Origin of the sequence: Allobosea sp. BK604, from assembly GCF_004341515.1 — a bacterium.
Lineage (GTDB): Bacteria > Pseudomonadota > Alphaproteobacteria > Rhizobiales > Beijerinckiaceae > Allobosea.
The window spans coordinates 418,321-435,727 of record NZ_SLZF01000001.1 but is presented as its reverse complement, the minus strand read 5'-3'; the positions used below and the strand labels follow the sequence as shown (position 1 = coordinate 435,727).

At 63.5% G+C, this 17,407-nt stretch carries 15 protein-coding genes; 7 read left to right on the top strand and 8 right to left on the bottom strand.

Features of this window, described 5'->3' with window-relative positions; genetic code table 11:
- The first annotated feature begins 45 nt into the window (after nucleotides 1-45).
- On the top strand, nucleotides 46-1,776 hold the full coding sequence (gene araD, locus EV560_RS02215) for an L-arabinonate dehydratase (protein WP_131853560.1): 1,731 nt from the start codon (nucleotides 46-48) through the stop codon (nucleotides 1,774-1,776).
- A gap of 43 nt (nucleotides 1,777-1,819) precedes the next feature.
- Here the strand turns inward: araD and EV560_RS02210 are convergent, their stop codons facing one another.
- The 8 genes from EV560_RS02210 to EV560_RS02175 form a co-directional block, all read right to left on the bottom strand.
- Nucleotides 1,820-2,008, bottom strand: coding sequence for a hypothetical protein (locus EV560_RS02210; protein ID WP_131853558.1), 189 nt, complete (start codon nucleotides 2,006-2,008; stop codon nucleotides 1,820-1,822).
- 9 nt (nucleotides 2,009-2,017) lie between these two features.
- On the bottom strand, nucleotides 2,018-2,293 hold the full coding sequence (locus EV560_RS02205) for a hypothetical protein (RefSeq protein ID WP_131853556.1): 276 nt from the start codon (nucleotides 2,291-2,293) through the stop codon (nucleotides 2,018-2,020).
- A 342-nt stretch (nucleotides 2,294-2,635) separates the two neighbouring features.
- A complete protein-coding gene (locus EV560_RS02200) occupies nucleotides 2,636-3,922 on the bottom strand; it encodes a glycosyltransferase family 4 protein (protein WP_165923283.1) in 1,287 nt (428 codons plus the stop codon).
- A 44-nt stretch (nucleotides 3,923-3,966) separates the two neighbouring features.
- Entirely contained in the window at nucleotides 3,967-5,304 is a 1,338-nt protein-coding gene (locus EV560_RS02195; RefSeq protein ID WP_131853552.1) for a glycosyltransferase, read from the bottom strand.
- Between the two features lie 121 nt (nucleotides 5,305-5,425).
- Nucleotides 5,426-6,085, bottom strand: a complete 660-nt coding sequence (locus tag EV560_RS02190) for a D-glycero-alpha-D-manno-heptose-1,7-bisphosphate 7-phosphatase (protein WP_165923282.1) — start codon at nucleotides 6,083-6,085, stop codon at nucleotides 5,426-5,428.
- An 11-nt stretch (nucleotides 6,086-6,096) separates the two neighbouring features.
- The gene (locus EV560_RS02185) at nucleotides 6,097-7,263 is read right to left on the bottom strand and encodes a glycosyltransferase family 4 protein (protein WP_165923281.1); all 1,167 of its coding nucleotides are present in this window, start codon (nucleotides 7,261-7,263) and stop codon (nucleotides 6,097-6,099) included.
- Nucleotides 7,264-7,330: 67 nt separating this feature from the next.
- A complete protein-coding gene (locus EV560_RS02180; RefSeq protein WP_131853546.1) occupies nucleotides 7,331-8,104 on the bottom strand; it encodes a sugar phosphate nucleotidyltransferase in 774 nt (257 codons plus the stop codon).
- Nucleotides 8,101-8,670: a D-sedoheptulose-7-phosphate isomerase gene (locus tag EV560_RS02175; protein ID WP_248311851.1), complete on the bottom strand. Its 570-nt coding sequence runs from the start codon at nucleotides 8,668-8,670 to the stop codon at nucleotides 8,101-8,103. Before EV560_RS02175 ends, EV560_RS02180 begins: the two co-directional genes overlap by 4 nt.
- A 210-nt stretch (nucleotides 8,671-8,880) precedes the next feature.
- Between EV560_RS02175 and EV560_RS02170 the strand changes: the two genes are divergently transcribed.
- The 6 genes from EV560_RS02170 to EV560_RS02145 all read left to right on the top strand — a co-directional run bounded on the left by EV560_RS02170 (nucleotide 8,881) and on the right by EV560_RS02145 (nucleotide 17,393).
- Nucleotides 8,881-9,819: an NAD-dependent epimerase/dehydratase family protein gene (locus tag EV560_RS02170; protein ID WP_131853542.1), complete on the top strand. Its 939-nt coding sequence runs from the start codon at nucleotides 8,881-8,883 to the stop codon at nucleotides 9,817-9,819.
- 63 nt (nucleotides 9,820-9,882) lie between these two features.
- Nucleotides 9,883-10,875, top strand: a complete 993-nt coding sequence (locus EV560_RS02165) for a GHMP family kinase ATP-binding protein (protein WP_131853540.1) — start codon at nucleotides 9,883-9,885, stop codon at nucleotides 10,873-10,875.
- A gap of 220 nt (nucleotides 10,876-11,095) precedes the next feature.
- Nucleotides 11,096-14,221, top strand: a complete 3,126-nt coding sequence (locus tag EV560_RS02160) for a glycosyltransferase (protein ID WP_131853538.1) — start codon at nucleotides 11,096-11,098, stop codon at nucleotides 14,219-14,221.
- Nucleotides 14,222-14,264: 43 nt separating this feature from the next.
- Nucleotides 14,265-15,521 carry a class I SAM-dependent methyltransferase gene (locus EV560_RS02155; RefSeq protein ID WP_348982179.1) on the top strand — a complete coding sequence of 419 codons (1,257 nt, stop codon included), beginning with the start codon at nucleotides 14,265-14,267 and terminating at the stop codon, nucleotides 15,519-15,521.
- Nucleotides 15,518-16,474: an NAD-dependent epimerase/dehydratase family protein gene (locus tag EV560_RS02150; protein ID WP_131853536.1), complete on the top strand. Its 957-nt coding sequence runs from the start codon at nucleotides 15,518-15,520 to the stop codon at nucleotides 16,472-16,474. The genes EV560_RS02155 and EV560_RS02150 overlap by 4 nt, the downstream gene beginning before the upstream one ends.
- Nucleotides 16,458-17,393 carry an NAD-dependent epimerase/dehydratase family protein gene (locus EV560_RS02145; protein ID WP_131853534.1) on the top strand — a complete coding sequence of 312 codons (936 nt, stop codon included), beginning with the start codon at nucleotides 16,458-16,460 and terminating at the stop codon, nucleotides 17,391-17,393. Before EV560_RS02150 ends, EV560_RS02145 begins: the two co-directional genes overlap by 17 nt.
- Nucleotides 17,394-17,407: the final 14 nt, after the last annotated feature.

Genomic DNA, 17,407 nt, shown 5'->3' with positions numbered 1-17,407 from the left:
CCGACCGCGCGCACATTAGAACACGAAGACTTCGAGGAATCTCCCATGACCCACCCCCGCAAGACGCCCGATACGCTGCGCTCGAAGCGCTGGTTCGGCGCGAGCGATCTGCGCTCCTTTGGTCACCGCTCGCGGGCGCTGCAAATGGGCCTCAACCATGACGAGTTCATGGGCAAGCCGGTGATCGGGATCATCAATACCTGGTCCGAGATCAACCCGTGCCACACCCATCTGCGCGACCGCGCCGAGGCGGTGAAGCGCGCGGTCTGGGCTGCCGGCGGCTTCCCGGTCGAGATTCCGGTGATGTCGGCCTCGGAACAGTACCAGAAGCCGACGACCATGCTCTACCGCAACTTCCTGGCGATGGAGACGGAGGAATCGATCCGCTCCCACCCGCTCGACGGCGTGGTGCTGCTCGGCGGCTGCGACAAGTCCACGCCGGCGCTGATCATGGGCGCCTGCAGCGCCGGCCTGCCCTTCATCTTCGTGCCGGCCGGGCCGATGCTGCGCGGCAACTGGGCCGGCAAAGTGCTCGGGTCCGGCGCCGATGTCTGGAAGTACTGGGCCGAGAAGGAAGCGGGCAACATCTCCGACGACCAGTGGCGCGACATGGAGAGCGGGATCGCGCGCTCGCACGGCACCTGCATGGTGATGGGTACCGCCGCCACGATGATGAGCCATGCCGAGGTGCTCGGCCTCACCTTGCCGGGCGCTTCCGCCATCCCCGCCGCCGACGCCGCCCATCCGCGCATGGCTGCGGCCGCCGGCAAGCGCATCGTCGAGATGGTCTGGGAAGACCTCACTCCGGACCGCATCCTGACGCGAAAGAGCTTCGAGAACGCACTCATCGTCCATATGGCGGTGGCAGGCTCGACCAACGCGATCATCCATCTCATCGCCATGGCGGGCCGTGCCGGCGTGCCGCTGACGCCCGAGGATTTCGACGCCTTCTCGCGCAAGGTTCCGGTCATCGCCAACCTGCGTCCATCAGGGGATTTCCTGATGGAGGATTTCTTTTATGCCGGTGGCCTGCCGGCGCTGCTGAAGCAGCTCGAGAGCAAGCTCCACACCGACGCCATGACCGTGACCGGCAAGCCGATCTCGGAGACGATCGCGCTCGCTCAGGTCTATGACGACAACGTCATCCGTCCGCTCGATAAGGCGGTCTCGACCGCGAACGGACTGGCGGTGTTGAAGGGCAACCTTGCCCCCAATGGCTGTGTCATCAAGCCGTCCGCCGCCGAGCCTCGCCTGCTCAAGCATCGCGGCCCGGCGCTGGTCTTCGAGGATTACGACGCGATGATGCGCGCCGTGAACGATCAGAGTCTCGACGTCACCGCCGACCACATCATGGTCCTGAAGAATTGCGGGCCGGTCGGTGGTCCCGGCATGCCGGAATGGGGCATGCTGCCGATCCCGAAGAAGCTATTGAAGCAGGGCGTGCGCGACATGCTGCGCATCTCCGACGCGCGCATGTCCGGCACCAGCTACGGTGCCTGCGTGCTTCATGTCGCGCCGGAGGCCTATGTCAAAGGCCCGCTCGCTGCCGTGCAGACCGGCGACATCATCGCCGTGGATGTCGAGGCGCGCAGCATCTCGGTTGATCTCACGGACGCGGAGATCGCCGAGCGCCTGGCCACGTGGTCACCGCCGAACCGCGACTATGCCCGCGGCTACGGCAAGATGTCGGCTGCCCATATACAGCAGGCCGACAAGGGCTGCGATTTCGACTATCTCGAAGGCACCGCAAAAGTAGCCGAGCCGGAAATTCATTGATCGTTTCCCGGTCCATTGGCCAAATCCGCGTGAGCTTGAAGCGTTAGACCTTGTCAGGGTGTCGGGCGTCCGCCACCGCGTACCTTCGGTCGCCGCCACTGCGCACGAACAGGCGACCGCAGCCGGCAGAGATGATGACGAGGGGTATTGCCCATATCCCTTGGCCGCCAGTGGCGAGGCAGCCGGCGATGGCCAGCACGGCCAGCAAAGCGATGGCGAGGAAAGCGTTCATCGCAGAGCCTCACGCGAAGTTCGGAGCCGGCCGCTTCTTAGCAGTTCGCTGCCGACGTTTTGCCTGGCTCTGCCCCTTCGCAGGGCGACGACGCTCTGCTGGCAACCGTGGAGGTTGAAGGTCGCAGGCTTCGGCGCTCTCAACCGTGGCTCGCATCGGCTGCAGCATCTGAAACGGGTCGAGCAAGCCGCTCACGGCTCGCTGGCGGACGTTCTCCTGCGTCCTGACATACTCCCGCGTCTGCTCCTCGATCTGCTTCGCGAACGCTTCGAACAATCCAAACATCGAATTTCCTCTGCGCCACATAGCTGCGGCCTCAGAGATTCGAACGCGCGAGCGACGATATGGTGCCGTAGCATCGGCGGATGCGCTCGATCTGAGCCGCTGCGACGAGCCTCAACAGCCGGCGTGGCCGGCCTCCTTAGCGGTGGGCATTGCTCGCGACGCCGGGCGTTCGGACGCTTGGTGCGGGCTCGATGAAAGCCAAGAGCGCTGTCAAATCAATCTACCGGCACGCTTTCCATTCTTATGCGCCTTTCCGAGTTGAGGTCGTCTGGCCGCCAACCCGTCGCCTTGAAGGGACGCAGTCCAGTACAGACCGCGCCTCAAGGGCGAAAGGATGGATTATTACTTGCCGGTTGCGTCGCTATCTTGCGGGCTATTGATCAGGCGTTCCATGATGTCATGGAGGGCCTTGTCGAGGGTCTTCCCTGAAATCGAGTCCCGCAAACAATCGCGCCATTCTTCCCTGGCTGCTGGGTCTTGTAAGAGGGCTAAGATTTGATCCGCCCACGCTTGATCGAATGGGGGCTGCAAGATTGGTCTGACATCGGCTCCCAAACCACGTATCCCGACGGGTGTTGTCAAGACGGGCTTTCCCAATGCTACCGCTTCCAACGTCTTGATTGAAACGCCGGTGCCGCTCAGGAGCGGAACGATGACCAACTTGGCAGCAGCATAGAGTGGTCGCAGATCGCCCACATAACCGAGGACGTGAAGTCCCGGCGCGGCAGGAAGGCCTGCCGCCGGTCCAGCTGCTCCGGCAATGACAAGCCTGACTCCGCGTGCCGAGAGGTAGGGTATGAAGCAATCGCGTACAAACGCAGCAATTCCAGCGCAGTTCGGAGGGTGTGCGCTACCTACGAACAGGAGATCAATCTCAGAGCTGGTTATGGAGGGGTCGGGGCCGCCAACGGTGTTCGGTGCATTTTGCTCTTCGTGGGGCGACGGTGATTCTGTATTGATTTCGGTGCTCTCGTCGGTTCCGTGTAAATTGAGATTATCGTAGCGATCGAGAAGCGTCGGTAGACCGGTATAGCAGGGAAATTTCGGTGCAATTGCTGTTATGCGCGCCGCTTCATCTTCATTTAAAGCGAGTCTCAGCCTATTTTGATGCAAAATCGCGATCATTCGCGGCGTTTCTGCTGCCGCCATCCAGTCGTGCAGTACGAGAAGCTGACGGTGTCGTGATACAAGGGAATCGGCCGCCGACAGCCCAGACACGTAGTTGCAAATGACGCCAGCGTAGCGATCTCGCGCTGATGCCGACAGCGCTTTCACGCAGCTGGCATCCGAGATCGCGAGGTCATCTTCTATGGACCAGATGCCGCGAAGCCTGGTCATTACAAGTTTAATGATTGCCAACCAGCGCTTTGGGTCGCTCCATCCGATGTCAACGAGCCTGATGTCATCGAACCCCATTGCCTTTGCTGCTCGCATCAAGCTCTCGCGTCGCTGCTTGCGCTTGCGGATAGACCACGACAAATGCGGTGCTATCAGTATTAGATCGGTGGCAAAGCCATTTGTCTTCAACCAGGAATTTTGTAGTTCCAGCACTTGCGCGGCGCCTGCGCCGTCAAGCAGATGCTTTCCAGGAAACACGAGCGCGATCCGCGCTTTGCCGAGCAGACCCACCGTTTGGATATCTCCGGCCTCCGAGGGACGGATCTCCTCCGATATCATGAAATTTCGAACCTGGTGCGACGAGGCTCGACTTGGCCGGCCAACTCAGCGCTTTCACAGAGGGCTTTGACGAGATTGGATCCGGTATGGAAATCTCGCCAAATCTGCGCTTGGCGTTGCGCAACATCGGAGAGCGACGCGTAGGATTCGATCGCGATCGCGACGGCCCGGTTAAACTCATCCGAAGTGGAGAATTGGACAGCTGCGCCTGGCGGAGCGGAATCGGCAAGCCAAGTCTGCGCCGGTACCACTACCGGTTTGCCGGCCGCGAGGGCCTGAACGAGGATGCCGGAGCTTCTGCGCCGATACTTCTCGGCGTCATAGGGAAAGATAACGATGTCTGCTTGCGCCAGCAGCGCATTGAAATCGCTGACGCTTAGCGGATTGACGATCAGCTCGACCTGGCTGGCCGGATAGCGCGCGAGCCCTTTCCTTGCGCGGATGATCGGCTGGTCTTCCATGCTCATGGCGGCGTTCGATTGCGCAACGAGCCGGGCTGTCCTGCCGTCGAGCAAGGTCGTGCCCAACTCGGCCATCAGGCCGGGCAGGAGATGGTAACCCTTCTCCAGGCGCGCGTCGCCGACATAGGTTATCCGCAGCGGGCCTGGCTTCCTGTCCTGTCCGAGCAGGGCAGGCTCCGATGGCGGGTACGGTACGGGCAGGACCCGGAAGGCGATCCCTGGTGCGATCTCGCTATACTGTGCGGAAAGGCTCGTACTATCGGTGTAGAATGCCACGCGTTCCGCTAGGGCCGCGTCGCCCTCGACGCGGGCGAAGGCGTCCGCGGCAGTGGCCCAGTGGCCGGACCTGATGCCGGGTTCGTCCGCGTCCCGCCGAAGCACGACATGGAGCTTGGGCCCAGCGCTCCAGCCGGCAAGCGCGGCCAGGGCGGAATTGAGTTCCGCCATGCTGACGGTGTGGATCAGCACATGGTCGTGCCGCTGGAAAGCTTCCCGGATCAGATAGGATTTCAGCGCTTCGCCAAAGACCGGCAAGGCGGCAGGCGCGGCCGTGCGCTGCCGACGCAGCAGCGGGGAGGCAAGGGCGATGAGTGGCGCGCGCACCGTCGAGGGCAGCCTGATCGCCAGACCGCGCGCCATGCGGAAGAAAGGCGACTTGTCGGCATCGTAGAAAGTCTGGCTGAACCAGGGGATTGCCGATATCGATCCAAATGCCGCGAAATGGTCGAAGCTCTCATGCGCCAAGACCGAGGCGGACAGGTGGTGTTGGGCGGCGCTTTGGGCAACAGCGAGATCATATTCGAAGTGATGCCCGACCAGATCTCGCAGCGACTGGTCGACGATCAGGAGACGCGCGGGCGCTTGTTCTGACATCACAAGGGACCTGCAGCGCCGGCCTTGCCGGCTCCGGGCTTTCGAAGGCGAGCCTGTGCGGCGCCACCATGATTGGCCGTTCGCGAGGCGTTCGACCGGACCGGGCCCTGAAAGCATGCCATCACAGCCGCCCGCTCGCCAGCAGTTCCTCGATCGCCACGGCCGCATTCTCGCGAACGCCGACGGAGAAGGGCTTTCGCCATGCCGGCGCCTGGTCCGCCAGGGCCTTGATCTCGGCCGCACCATGCCCGGTCCGTACCAGGAAACCGCCGGCGAGGCCCGCCTGTGCTCCTGCCGAGATGTCCGATAGCTTGTCGCCGATGATCCAGGACCGTTCCAATGCGATCGCATGCTGCTCGGCCGCGTAGGCGAGCATGCCGTCATTGGGTTTGCGCCAGGGATGGTCGGCCACGGCGAGCGGGCCAGACCCGACATTGTGGTAACCGCACGCCAGCACGAGGTCGAGCTCGGCACCGACCTCGGCAAGCGCGGCACAGATCGCCGCCTGGACCTTGCCGAAATCCTCCCAGCCATAAAATCCCCGTGCGATGCCCGCCTGGTTCGTGACCAGGATGACGGGAACCGAGCGGGCATTCGCCTTGGCCACCGCTTCGGCGACACCAGGAACCATGGCGACGTCCTCGACGCGACCGAGATAGTGGGTTTCCTCGACGATGACGCCGTCGCGGTCGAGAAACAAGGCAGGCTTGTGCGCCAGCTCGTTCAGGGTTCGACGCTCCGCCCAAAGGCCGATTCCGTCGATAAGGTGCAATTGATTCACGGGCTGCGTCCTCAATTCCGGTCGGTCCCGGACGCTTCGGGAGCGGGCGCGGAAGCCCCTCCCACCTCCCGCGGTGCGAACGTCTTGGCGAGGATCTCCGACCAGGCATTGCCCGCCAGCTCGGCCTGGGCGAAGGCGGCGGCCGCAGCGGAGCGTTCGGCATAGCCATCGCGTTCCGCGATGCAGCCGGAGAGGGTCGCTGCGATCGCTTCCGGCGTGGCGGCTGCGGTGATCCAGCCGGCCGAGCCATGGTTGATTTGCTCTGTTAGCGCGCCGGATGGCGTAACCAGGCTCGGCATGCCGGCATAGAGCGCCTCGACAATGGAACCGGACTGGCTCGCATCGCGATAGGGGCAGATCATGATGTCGTGGCTGTCGATCAGGCTCTCGATCTCATCCTCCTCAAGCCAGCGCAACCGCGTCAGGTCGACATTGGCCATCCCGCCGAACCAGGAGAGGACCTGCTCGCGCTGCGGCCCGTCGCCGGCGATTGTCAGCCGCCAATCGGCATCTGGCGGCAGCAGGGCGAGGGCCTGGGCAAGCAGGTCGAGCCCCTTGTAGTGGAGCAGGCGGCCAACGAAGAGAAAGCGCAACGGACCGTCGGGATTGGGCCTGCCGCCCCGCCTTGGCGAGCGGGCGAGCATGTGCAGAGGCACGACATCCAGGCACCCCGGCGAAAGGTCAGGATGGAGCTCGAGCAGCCGCTCGGCGACATGCCTGGACATGGCCACGACGCGCTGCGACCGCGCGATCAGCCAGCGCTGGGTCATGCGCTGCCAGCCAGGTGCGAAATCGCCGGAGTGAGGCTCCGCATCATGGACGAAATAGATGAGCTTGCAGCCGAGCAGGCGTGGGATCAGAGCCAGCGGGCAGGCAAGGGCAAAATTCATCGGAATGATGACGACCCGGGGGCGATGGCTCAGCAGCGCAACGAACAGGCGTAGAGCTCGCCATGGCGCGGAGAGCAGCAGGCGCAGCTTGGCGCCGTGCCCGGCTGCACCAGAGACCGTGAAGACGGAATATCCCGCAGCCCTGCCTGCAGCGAGGAAATCGTTGTCGCGATGAATCAGCAAGGCGGTTGCGGGGGCTCCGAAGGTCTCGGCAAGGCGACCCGCAACCCGGATCATGACCCGCGAGCCGGCGCCTCCCGTTCCCCAGAACCAGACGGCGCTTTTCATTCGATCGGAAACCTTGTTCATGCTCTGCACGCGCCGTGGGCGGATGTCCGCGACGATCCGGCTCTTGCTATGGGGCGTGGCGCAGCTGGGCGAGGTGGGTCAAGACGAATTCGTCCGCCCGCGCGACCGCCTCGGGCGTGCCGATATCGATGAACGGCGCTTCGGCGCAGCGCACAACCTTGAGCGTTCGGCCTGCTGCAAGCATTTCGGGGATGAGATCCCGTTCCAGGCTGGATGCTCCCTGCCGGCGTAGCGGTTCGAGGATCGACTTGCGAAACAGGTAGATGCCGCTGTTGACATAGCCGGTCCCCGGCTGCTTTTCGCGGAAGCGCAGCAGGCGACCTGCCTCGTCGCTGTCGAGGCTGCCATAGGGCGAGGTATCGGCGACATGCACGCCGATCAATCCACCATCGACCTCAGGTTCGTGGCGCAGGGCAAGGAGCGCGTCGATGCCGGTCATGCACAGTCCGTCGCCGTTGGCGACGAGGAGCCAGTCGGCGGCATCGTCGACGCAGTTGAGCAGGCCGCCGCCTGTCCCGAGCGGCTGGTCCTCATAGACGCTGATGCGACGGCAATCGGGAAAGGCGCCGTTGCGGCACCAATCCGCGATCTGGCTGCCCTTGTAGCCGGTAGAATAGACGAAGCTGCGCAAGCCCGCCGCCGCAAGATAGGCGGTGAGCCAGTCGAGGAAGGGCCGGCCGGCCACCGGGATCAGGGGCTTCGGCACGTCGGGGAAGAGAGCGCGGATGCGGGTGCCCTGTCCGCCGGCGAGAATGACGGCGGTGACATTCTCCACCGGAGTGGCTGCGGCCTTGGCGTGCGTGGCGTCCGTCAGCGTCATCGTCCAAGCATGGCGGCTTCAACGTGCTCGCAGATATAATGGTAGAGGACGATATGGACCTGCTGGATCAGCGGCGTCGAGCGCGAGGGTACGTCGACCAGCACGTCGCTATGGGCGGCCATGGCGCCACCGCCCTCGCCGGTGAGGCCAATCGTCTTCATGCCGAGCGCATGGGCGGTCTCGAACGCCTTGATGATGTTGGCGGAATTACCGGAGGTGCTGAGGCCGAGCACGACGCCGCCAGCTTGGCCGTAGGCCTCGACCTGGCGCGAAAACACGGTCTCGAACGAATAGTCGTTCGACCAAGCGGTCAGGACGCTGGCATTGCTGGACAGGCAGATGCAGTTCAGTGCCTTCCGCTCTTTCAGGAAGCGCCCGACCAGCTCTCCGGTGATGTGCATGGCGTCCGAGGCCGAGCCGCCATTGCCGCAGACCAAGAGGGCCTTGCCGGCGGCGAGCGCCTCAATGATCAGCGCGACCGCTCCATCGACCGCCTGGACGCCGGGATGGCTCTCGCTGGCCGCGATGACACGGCGCGACTCTTCAAGATAGGACAGGATGCTCACGGTGACTGCTTTCGCTAGCGCGGGACGCCGCGGACATACTCGCCGTCCCATCAGCGCGCCCGGTTAAACGCCCTTGAAGGGTGCCGTCAAGGCCGAGGGATAGCCAAGGCGGAGGGGTTGTGGTCATTTCCCCCTTTGTTTAAAGAGCCGGTGCGCTGCGGACCAGACTCGATGGCTGGCCGTGAACGATTCAAGGTCGAGGCTTTATAGATGGCACAGCGTATTTTGGTGACCGGGGCGGCCGGTTATATTGGCTGCATACTCATCCCCGATTTGCTCCGCGAGGGGCATCAGGTCATTGCGCTGGATACTTATAACCGTAACGACACCGTGCTGGCACAGCTGTGCGCCGATCCAAATTTCGAGCCGGTGCGTGGTGATGCGCGCGATGAAGGCCTGATGAAGTCACTGGTCGCGCGCGCCGACGTCGTGATCCCACTTGCGGCTCTGGTCGGAGCGCCGCTGTGCAAGCTCGACCCGCTGAACGCGACGACGACCAATCTCGATGCCGTCCGCCTGGCGGTGAACCTGCTCAGCTCGTCGCAGCGCATCATCTATCCGACGACGAATTCGGGTTACGGCGTCGGCGCCAAGGACGCGTTCTGCACCGAGGAGACGCCGCTCAACCCGATCTCGCTCTACGGCACGACGAAATGCGATGCCGAGAAGGCCGTTCTCGACAGTGGCAACGGCATCACCTTGCGGCTCGCGACCGTGTTCGGCATGGCCCCGCGGATGCGCATCGATCTGCTGGTCAACGACTTCACCTATCGCGCGGTTACCGACCGTGCCGTGGTGATCTTCGAGGGCAGCTTCAAGCGCAATTACATCCATGTGCGCGATGTCTCGAAGGCGTTCCGCCACATGCTGGCGAGCTACGACAAGAACAATAACAACGCCTTCAACGTTGGGCTATCGGACGCGAACCTGTCGAAGATCGAGCTGTGCGAGCGCATCAAACGCTACGTCCCACAGTTTACCTATCTGGAATCGCCGGTCGGCGAGGATCCCGACAAGCGCGACTACATCGTATCCAACGCCAAGATCGAGGCGACCGGCTGGGCCCCTGACCATTCGCTCGATGCCGGCATCCAGGAACTGATCCGCGGTTACCACATGATTCGAAACAGCAAGTTCTCGAACGTCTGATCATCCGGGAAGCTAGGATGTGCGCGGCTTCGGGCGCGCCTGCGTCGGGGCCAGGAACGCACAATGCTCATCACTTCGCGGACTCCTCTGCGCGTCAGCTTCTTCGGCGGAGGCACCGATTATCCCGAGTATTTCTCGCGGTTTCCCGGTGCCGTGGTCGGTATGGCCATCAATAAGTACATCTATATCAGTGCTCTGCGCCTGGCGACCTTCATCGACTACAAGTACCGCCTAAGCTACAGTCGCCTCGAGAACACTAAGACGCTCGACGAGATCCAGCATCCGGTGATCCGGGAGGTGTTGAAGTATTACAGCGTCGACGATGCGCTCGACATGAGCGTGATCGCCGATCTTCCGGCGAGCAGCGGGCTCGGCAGCTCCTCGTCCTTCACCGTCGGCCTGATCAACCTGCTCAAGGCGTTGAAGGCGGAGCCGGTAACCCGGCTCGATCTCGGGCTGGCCGCGATCCATGCCGAGCGCGAGCTGCTCAGCGACAGCGTCGGCGTGCAGGACCAGTTGCATGCCTCCTTCGGCGGCCTCAACCGCTTCGACTTCATCGACGGCCGCATCCGCATCTCTCCGGTGCAGATGCATTCCGAGAGCCAGAATGTTCTGCTCTCGTCGCTGGTGCTGATCTATACCGGCATTCAGCGCTCGGCCTCGGCCACGGTGAAGGAGCAGATGGAGCTGACCAAGCAGCGCAAGGTCGATCGCGAGCTCAGCGAGCTCTTGGCGCTGACCGGGCAAGCGGTCGAGGTGCTCGAGGGCAGCGACCCCGAGCTGATGCTCAAGACTTTCGGCGCCATGATGCACGAAGGCTGGATGATCAAGCGTAGCCTTTCGAGCAAGGTCTCGAACCCGATGATCGACGAGCTCTACGACGCTGCGATCGCTGCCGGCGCCTATGGCGGCAAGCTCTGCGGGGCCGGGGGCGGCGGCTTCCTGCTTATGGTCGTGCCGCCTGCGCAAAGGGCGGCTTTCAACGAGCGGATGAAATCCGCCTTCTTGATCCCGATCGATATGGACCGGCAAGGTTCGGTCGTGTTGCAGAACTGATAAGGCAGCTATCTAATTTTCGGCGTCCGTTGCCGGGTAGCGGAGGGCCGTTGAGCGGTCGCTTCCGGGTTAAGCTATGCAATAATGGTTGCAATACGCTGCAGTGCACGCCAAAAAGTCTTGGGGAGGGGGCGGTCGCGTGGGAATATAATCGTCCTGACTTGGACAGCACGCATCTCGCTCGCGAAACATTCAACTTGCACAAGGGCTCCCCGAGCATATGAACAACCGTGAGAAGATCGAAGCCGGACAGCCGTTGATGCGCGTCGCCGCGAGCGGCGCTCATGCGGGCCTGGATGTCGCGGCTTTCGACGGGACACGGCGGGGGCGCCGTGTCCTGATCACCGATACCGATATCTACAAGACGGTCGGCGGCGGCCAATCGAGCTATCGTAAGCTCATCGAGCAATCGCCCGAGAATACCTATTTCTATTTCCTTCAGGACGAGCCGGTTTCGGCGCCGCGTCCGGCGAATGCGGTCGGGATTCCGCTGGAGCGGATCTATTCGGCCAATCTCCGCAATCTTCCAGCCGAGACGCTGCATCTGTACTGGGACTATCTGAAGGCTTGGCAACTTGCCGCAGCCGTCGAGAACGCCCTCGGAGCATGCCAGTTCGACGTCGTCGATACGCCCGACTACTACACCTACGGCCTGTTCATCCGCGGCGCCCTTGAGGCGCATGGTATTCGCATCGGCACTGTGGCGCTGGCGCTGCACGGCACGATCTCCAGTGCGCTGAACGATATCTGGCCGCATAGCTCGGCCTCGAGCCGGCGCCTGGCCGAGCTGCGCATTCGCGAACGCTTGCAATATCGCAGCGTCGACGCGCGTTACGCGCTCAGCGGCCCCTATGCTGCTGAGTGGGAGCGGCGCACGGGCCTTACGGCGCGCATGATCGACCCGCTTCACATCATCGGCGCGACGGAGCCGGTGCAGGCACCTATCACCGGCGAAAAGCCGGACGTCGCCTTCATCGGCCGCCGCGAGCGGCGGAAAGGCCCCGATATCTTTGCCGATATCGCCTGGTGCCTCGACCCCGCATCCTATCGCAACGCCATGCTGGTCGGCTCGGAAGTCGTCGACCCCACCGGCATTGGCTCGGCCGCGACGATCGAGGCGATGGCGCGGCTGCGGCAGGTCACGCTGCAATCGGTGGAGCCTTGGACTCCGGCCCAGCTGAGCGAGTTCTTTCGCGGCAGGAGCCTCGTCGTGCTGCCCTCTCGCTACGACCAGTTCAACCTCGTGGTGCTCGAGGCGCTCCGCCATGGTTGCCCCGCCTTCATCTCGCGCCGGGCGGGCGCGGCGGGCTGGATCGAGGAGCATTATCCGGAGCTGTCCGATCTCGTGATCGACATCGATTGCAGCCGTTCTGCGGCAGATCGCATCCGGACGGCACTCGCCGATTACGACGGCACGCGCCGCCGCATCGTCGATACCCTGCTGGCGCGACCCATGCGGGCGGACGACCGGGCGCTGGAGATCATGTACGAGCCCTTGGGGAACAAGGACCGTGCGGCGGTGCGAAGCGTCGCGGAATTCCGCCATCGCTTTGACAACTTCAATCGGCCGCATCGTCCCAACGATCGCAGTCTTCTCGGACGGGCCCGCCTTGTGGCCGCCAAGAACTTGCCTCCCGAAGTGAAGCGCAATTTGCGGCAAGTCAGGCTCAGGCTCGGATCGGCCAAGCGCACTCTCAGCGGGGCACAGCCCTGGCAGCACGCGCTCGCGCCGGTCAAGGACCTCGTTACCAAGGCGCTGACCAAATACGCCGACCTTGACGCGGCGAGCCTTGTCCAGATCCGCTCGGCGGCTGCGGTCGAGGGGACGCGGAAGCGATTGCTCAGCCTCGCCGAACGCACCGACAGCGACATCGTCAAGAAGCTTGGCCGCGTTTCCTCCGAGCTCGGCTCGATCCGGGTCGCCCGGGCGCAGATCACCCGCGACATGGCTCGGCTCGAGCTGCAGCGCGGCGGCGACCTGATCGCGGCGACCTATTGCCTGCGGGTCATGCGCTGGCTCGGCAAGGATCAGTTCGATGATCTCGATTTCGTGGCGGAGACGCTGCGCGGCGCGGGCTATGTACGCGAGGCCGAGGCGGCCGAGGCGATGTTCGGCCCCGAAGAGCATGCGCTGGAGCGCTCTCGCGCCATCCTCGACGAGCAGTATCGCCGCAATCTGACGAAGCCGGACCTTCCGCTCGCGCTGCTGGACGACCGCAGGCCAGCCGGCGGCAGCCCGAAGGTCTCGGTCATCGTCTCGCTCTACAATGCCGAATCCAAGCTGCGCACACTGCTCGACAACATCTCGGCTCAGTCGCTGACGCGGGCGGGGCAGGTCGAGGTCGTGCTGGTCGACAGCGCCTCGCCGACCGAGGAATATGAGGTCTTCAAGGCCTATTGCAGCGAGCGGTCGCTGCCGATCGTGTTCGCCCGCTCGGAGAAGCGCGAAACCATCCAGGCCGCCTGGAATCGCGGCATCAAGCTGGCGCGCGCGCCCTATCTGACCTTCCTAGGGGCGGACGAGGGGATGCATCCCGACTGCCTCTCGATCCTGGTGGAAGCACTCGACCGCGACCCGAAGGTCGACTGGGTGATGGCCGATTCGATCGTGACCGAGGTCGACAAGGCCGGCATCTTCAACCACGATGTGATGGTCTATGACCGCACCGGCTTCGATCCCTCGCTGATCCGCCTGGAGACGTGCTACCTGAGCTGGGTGGCCGGGGTCTACCGCAAGTCGATCCACGAGCGCTTCGGCTATTACGACGAGGATTTCCGGGCCGCCGGCGACACTGAGTTCAAGGGCCGCGTGCTCACCCATATCAATACGCTGCACGTGCCCAAGCGGCTCGGCGTGTTCAACAATTATCCGGAGGAACGGACGACGCAGAATCCGCGCGCCGAGATCGAGGATCTGCGGGCGTGGTATTTGCACCGGACCGAGGCCGGTATCGCCTACAGCTACGATGCACATCCTGTGGCGGAGGCGGAGGAGTTGTTCCGCCGCGCGCTGACCTATCGCAAGTCGTATTGCTACCATTACAGCACGGATTTCGATCTGGCGGCCGCGACCGCGGCCTATCTGAACCGCCGGGGCGAGTCCGGAGCCTTCGCCGAAGCGGCACTGCGCTCGAGCGGGCGCCTGCTTGGTGCCGCCAAGCAGACCGATGAGCTCAACCTGCAGCTCGGGCCGCGGAAGCGTCAGCTCCAGCTGATGCGGATGCTGTTAAAGCTGCAGGACTGGGAGCGGGCGGATCAGGTCGAGTTCGGCCTGCCGCAGCGGCCGCACTACAACCTCTTCAACGATAACCGACATGAGCAGCACTGGTGGTCCTGGAGTACGTGAGCTCCCTCGACGGACGAGACCGCCGACGAACACCGACAGATGGATGAGACCTGACAAGATGACCTCGCTGGGTATCGCTTGCCGCAGTTGCGGATCGAAGGACGTGGAGCTGTTTCTGGACCTTGGAGATCAGCCGCATTGCAATCGCCTGATTCCGCCAGGGCTCAAGGATCAGCGCGAGCCTTATTATCCGCTTCGCGTCGGCTTCTGCCGGAGCTGCACCTTGGTGCAGATCGATCATACGATCCCGAAGGAAAGTATGTTCACGGACTATCCCTACGTCTCCGGCACGACCAAGACCCTGGTCGCGCATTTCAAGGAGACGGCGGAGCGTCTGACCCGAACCTATGGGCTGAAGCCAGGCGATCTCGTCGTCGATATCGGCGCCAATGATGGCTCGTGGCTGGCGCAGTACCAGCCGCTGGGGCTGCGCGTGCTCGGCATCGATCCGGCCGCCAACGTGGTCGAGCTGGCGCTGAAGCGCGGCGTGCCAACCTGGGTGCGCTTCTTCAACGATACGACTGCCGAGGAGATCGTCAGCAAGGAGGGTAAGGCCTCGCTGGTCACGGCGGCAGGCGTGTTCTTCCATCTCGAGGAGCTACACAGCGTCATCGAAGGCGTGAAGAAGCTCCTGACTGATGACGGCGTCTTCGTCGTGCAGGCGATCTATCTCGGCGGCATGCTCGAGAATCTTGCCTTCGATCAGGTCTATCACGAGCATCTGGTCTACTACACGCTGAAGTCGATCGAGGCGCTGTTCGCGCAGCACGGGCTCGAGGTCTTCGAGGCCGGCATCGTCGACATCCACGGGGGCTCGCTGGAGATCCACGTGGCGCCGAAGGGCAAGCGTCCGGTCGGCCAGTCGGTCCTCGCGATGCGCGCCGACGAGGCGGCCAAGAAATTCGGCGAGTTCGAGACCTACGAGACCTTCGCCAAGAACGTCTGGAAGCTGCGCGACGATCTCGTCGCCCTCCTCCAGCGCTACAAAGCCGAGGGCAAGAGCGTCTACGCCTATGGCGCGCCTGCCAAAGGTGCGACGCTGGTCAACAGCTTCGGTATCGGGCCCGAGTTGGTCCAGCAGGCGACCGAGAAGAACCCGATGAAGGTTGGCTACATGATGCCGGGCTCGCGCATCCCGATCATCGCCGAGGGCGAGAAGCGGCCCGATGCCTATCTTGTGCTGGCCTGGAACTTCCTGTCGGAGTTCATCGCCAAGGAGCAGGACTATTTCGCGTCGGGCGGAGAGTTCATCGTGCCTGTGCCACAGCTGCAGGTTATCGGCAAAGATGCGGTGAAATGAGCGGGCTGCCGTCCGCCGTCGTCCTGTTCGGCGCCAGCGGCTTTGTCGGCCGGAATCTGGCACAGGCGCTGTCCGGCCGCGTCGAACGGTTAATCGGGGTCACCGGCGGCACGCGGACGGTGCCGGGCTGCACGCAGGTGGTGCCGTTATCGGAACTTGCGACGCTGCCGGTGTTGCCGCCGGACACGGTCGTCATCCATGTCGGGGCTTTCCGCTACGATTCCGGGCGCTTCGACCTGGCGCAAAGCGACATCGTCCTCAACAATGTCCAACTGAACACGCAGGTCTATCATTTCTGCGCCGAGCGGAAGATCTCCGAGGTTCGCCTCGCCAGTTCGGTCGCAGTCTACGAGGCCGGGCTGGGGGTGATGGATGACGCTGTCCCGGTCGACCTCAACGCCCCGCCGAACCCCAACGAGGCCTTCTACGCCTGGTCGAAGCGCTGGGCCGAGGTCATCGCCGGACTCTACGCTCAGCGCTTCGGCGTCAACAGCGTGGTCTTTCGCCTGTCCAATCCCTATGGCGCCCATGACAGCGTGACGCTGACCAAGGCGCATGTCGCGCCGGCCTTCGTGATGAAGGCGCTGAACGACGATCCGGTCTTCGCCATCAAAGGCGATCCGATGGTGGAGCGCGATTTCGTCTATGTCGGGGATGTGGTCGAGGCCTTCAGCCGCTCGCTGGCCTGGCGGGGCCGCAACGAGACCTACAACCTTTGCACGGGACACACCACGACACTGCAGGATCTGGCGACGACCGTGCTGAAGGTAGCCGGGCGGGAGAAACCGATCGAGGCCGGGAAGCCGGGCGCCTTCGGCCCGGCCAAGCGGGTCTCGACCTCGCAGCGCATCCGTGAGGCTCTCGGGCTCGATTTCGCCAGCCTGGAAGAGGGCATGAAACCCACCGTTGCGTGGTATCGCCTGGAATGGGAGCGACATGGCTTCAACCCCTGACAACGGCACGACGCTGATCCTCGGTAGCGACGGCTTCCTCGGCCGAAACTTTGTGCGCTATTTCAAGGAACGCGGCTGGGCCTATCACCCGGTTGGCCGCTCGGCGGGAGACCTCTCCGATTCCGAAGTCGCGCTGCGTGTCTTCAAAGCTGCGCCGAAGGTCGAGCGCATCCTCCATCTGGTCACGCGCCAGCGTACCGGGCAGGTCCAGTACGGCATCCAGGGCGAACTGATCGCCATCAACGCCCGCATCCACCTCAACGTGCTGGAGGCCTGGCGGCTGCACCAGCCCCAGGCCAAGCTGATCTCGACCGGCAGCTCCTGCGCCTTTCCCGAAAGCGACAAGCCCATCGTCGAGGGTGAGTTCCAGTCGGGGCCGATGCATCAGAGCGTCCGTGGCTACGGACTGGCCAAGCAGCTGCTGGCGGTTGGCAGTGAGACCTACGCGTCGCAGTACGGTCTGCGCTATCTCCACCTCTTCCTCGCGACAGTATACGGGCCCGGCGATCACAAGGCACCGGAGCGGACGCATTTCATGACCGGCATGATCGACAGGGCGGTGAAGGAAATGCGCGACGGCGCCGCGGCCTTCACGGTCTGGGGGGAGCCCGACACGGTGCGCGACCTGCTCTATGTCGATGACCAGATCGCGGCCATCCTCGCGGCCGATGGAGCCTTCGAGAACGCCATGCTGAACTGTTCGTCGAACGCCCCGGTGACGATCGACCAATCGGCGCGTGCCGTGGTCGAGGCCCTGGGGTGGAAGGCGGCGATCACCTACCCGCCCGGCACCTTCAAGGGAGCTTCCTATAAAACGCTGGACGCAAGCCAGTTTCTGAGCACGACGGGTTGGCAGCCGAAGGTTGGCCTCGTCGAGGGCGTGCGCAGGGTGCTATCGAGCGATTACGGAATTGCCTGACGTTGCGGGGGCTT

What these genes read in the sequence shown, in the direction of transcription:
- araD (WP_131853560.1), top strand. Translation starts at nt 46, where the DNA reads ATGACCCACCCCCGCAAGACGCCCGATACGCTGCGCTCGAAGCGCTGG.
- EV560_RS02210 (WP_131853558.1), bottom strand. Translation starts at nt 2,008, where the DNA reads ATGAACGCTTTCCTCGCCATCGCTTTGCTGGCCGTGCTGGCCATCGCC.
- EV560_RS02205 (WP_131853556.1), bottom strand. Translation starts at nt 2,293, where the DNA reads ATGTTTGGATTGTTCGAAGCGTTCGCGAAGCAGATCGAGGAGCAGACG.
- EV560_RS02195 (WP_131853552.1), bottom strand. Translation starts at nt 5,304, where the DNA reads ATGTCAGAACAAGCGCCCGCGCGTCTCCTGATCGTCGACCAGTCGCTG.
- EV560_RS02185 (WP_165923281.1), bottom strand. Translation starts at nt 7,263, where the DNA reads ATGAAAAGCGCCGTCTGGTTCTGGGGAACGGGAGGCGCCGGCTCGCGG.
- EV560_RS02180 (WP_131853546.1), bottom strand. Translation starts at nt 8,104, where the DNA reads ATGACGCTGACGGACGCCACGCACGCCAAGGCCGCAGCCACTCCGGTG.
- EV560_RS02170 (WP_131853542.1), top strand. Translation starts at nt 8,881, where the DNA reads ATGGCACAGCGTATTTTGGTGACCGGGGCGGCCGGTTATATTGGCTGC.
- EV560_RS02165 (WP_131853540.1), top strand. Translation starts at nt 9,883, where the DNA reads ATGCTCATCACTTCGCGGACTCCTCTGCGCGTCAGCTTCTTCGGCGGA.
- EV560_RS02160 (WP_131853538.1), top strand. Translation starts at nt 11,096, where the DNA reads ATGAACAACCGTGAGAAGATCGAAGCCGGACAGCCGTTGATGCGCGTC.
- EV560_RS02155 (WP_348982179.1), top strand. Translation starts at nt 14,265, where the DNA reads ATGAGACCTGACAAGATGACCTCGCTGGGTATCGCTTGCCGCAGTTGC.
- EV560_RS02150 (WP_131853536.1), top strand. Translation starts at nt 15,518, where the DNA reads ATGAGCGGGCTGCCGTCCGCCGTCGTCCTGTTCGGCGCCAGCGGCTTT.
- EV560_RS02145 (WP_131853534.1), top strand. Translation starts at nt 16,458, where the DNA reads ATGGCTTCAACCCCTGACAACGGCACGACGCTGATCCTCGGTAGCGAC.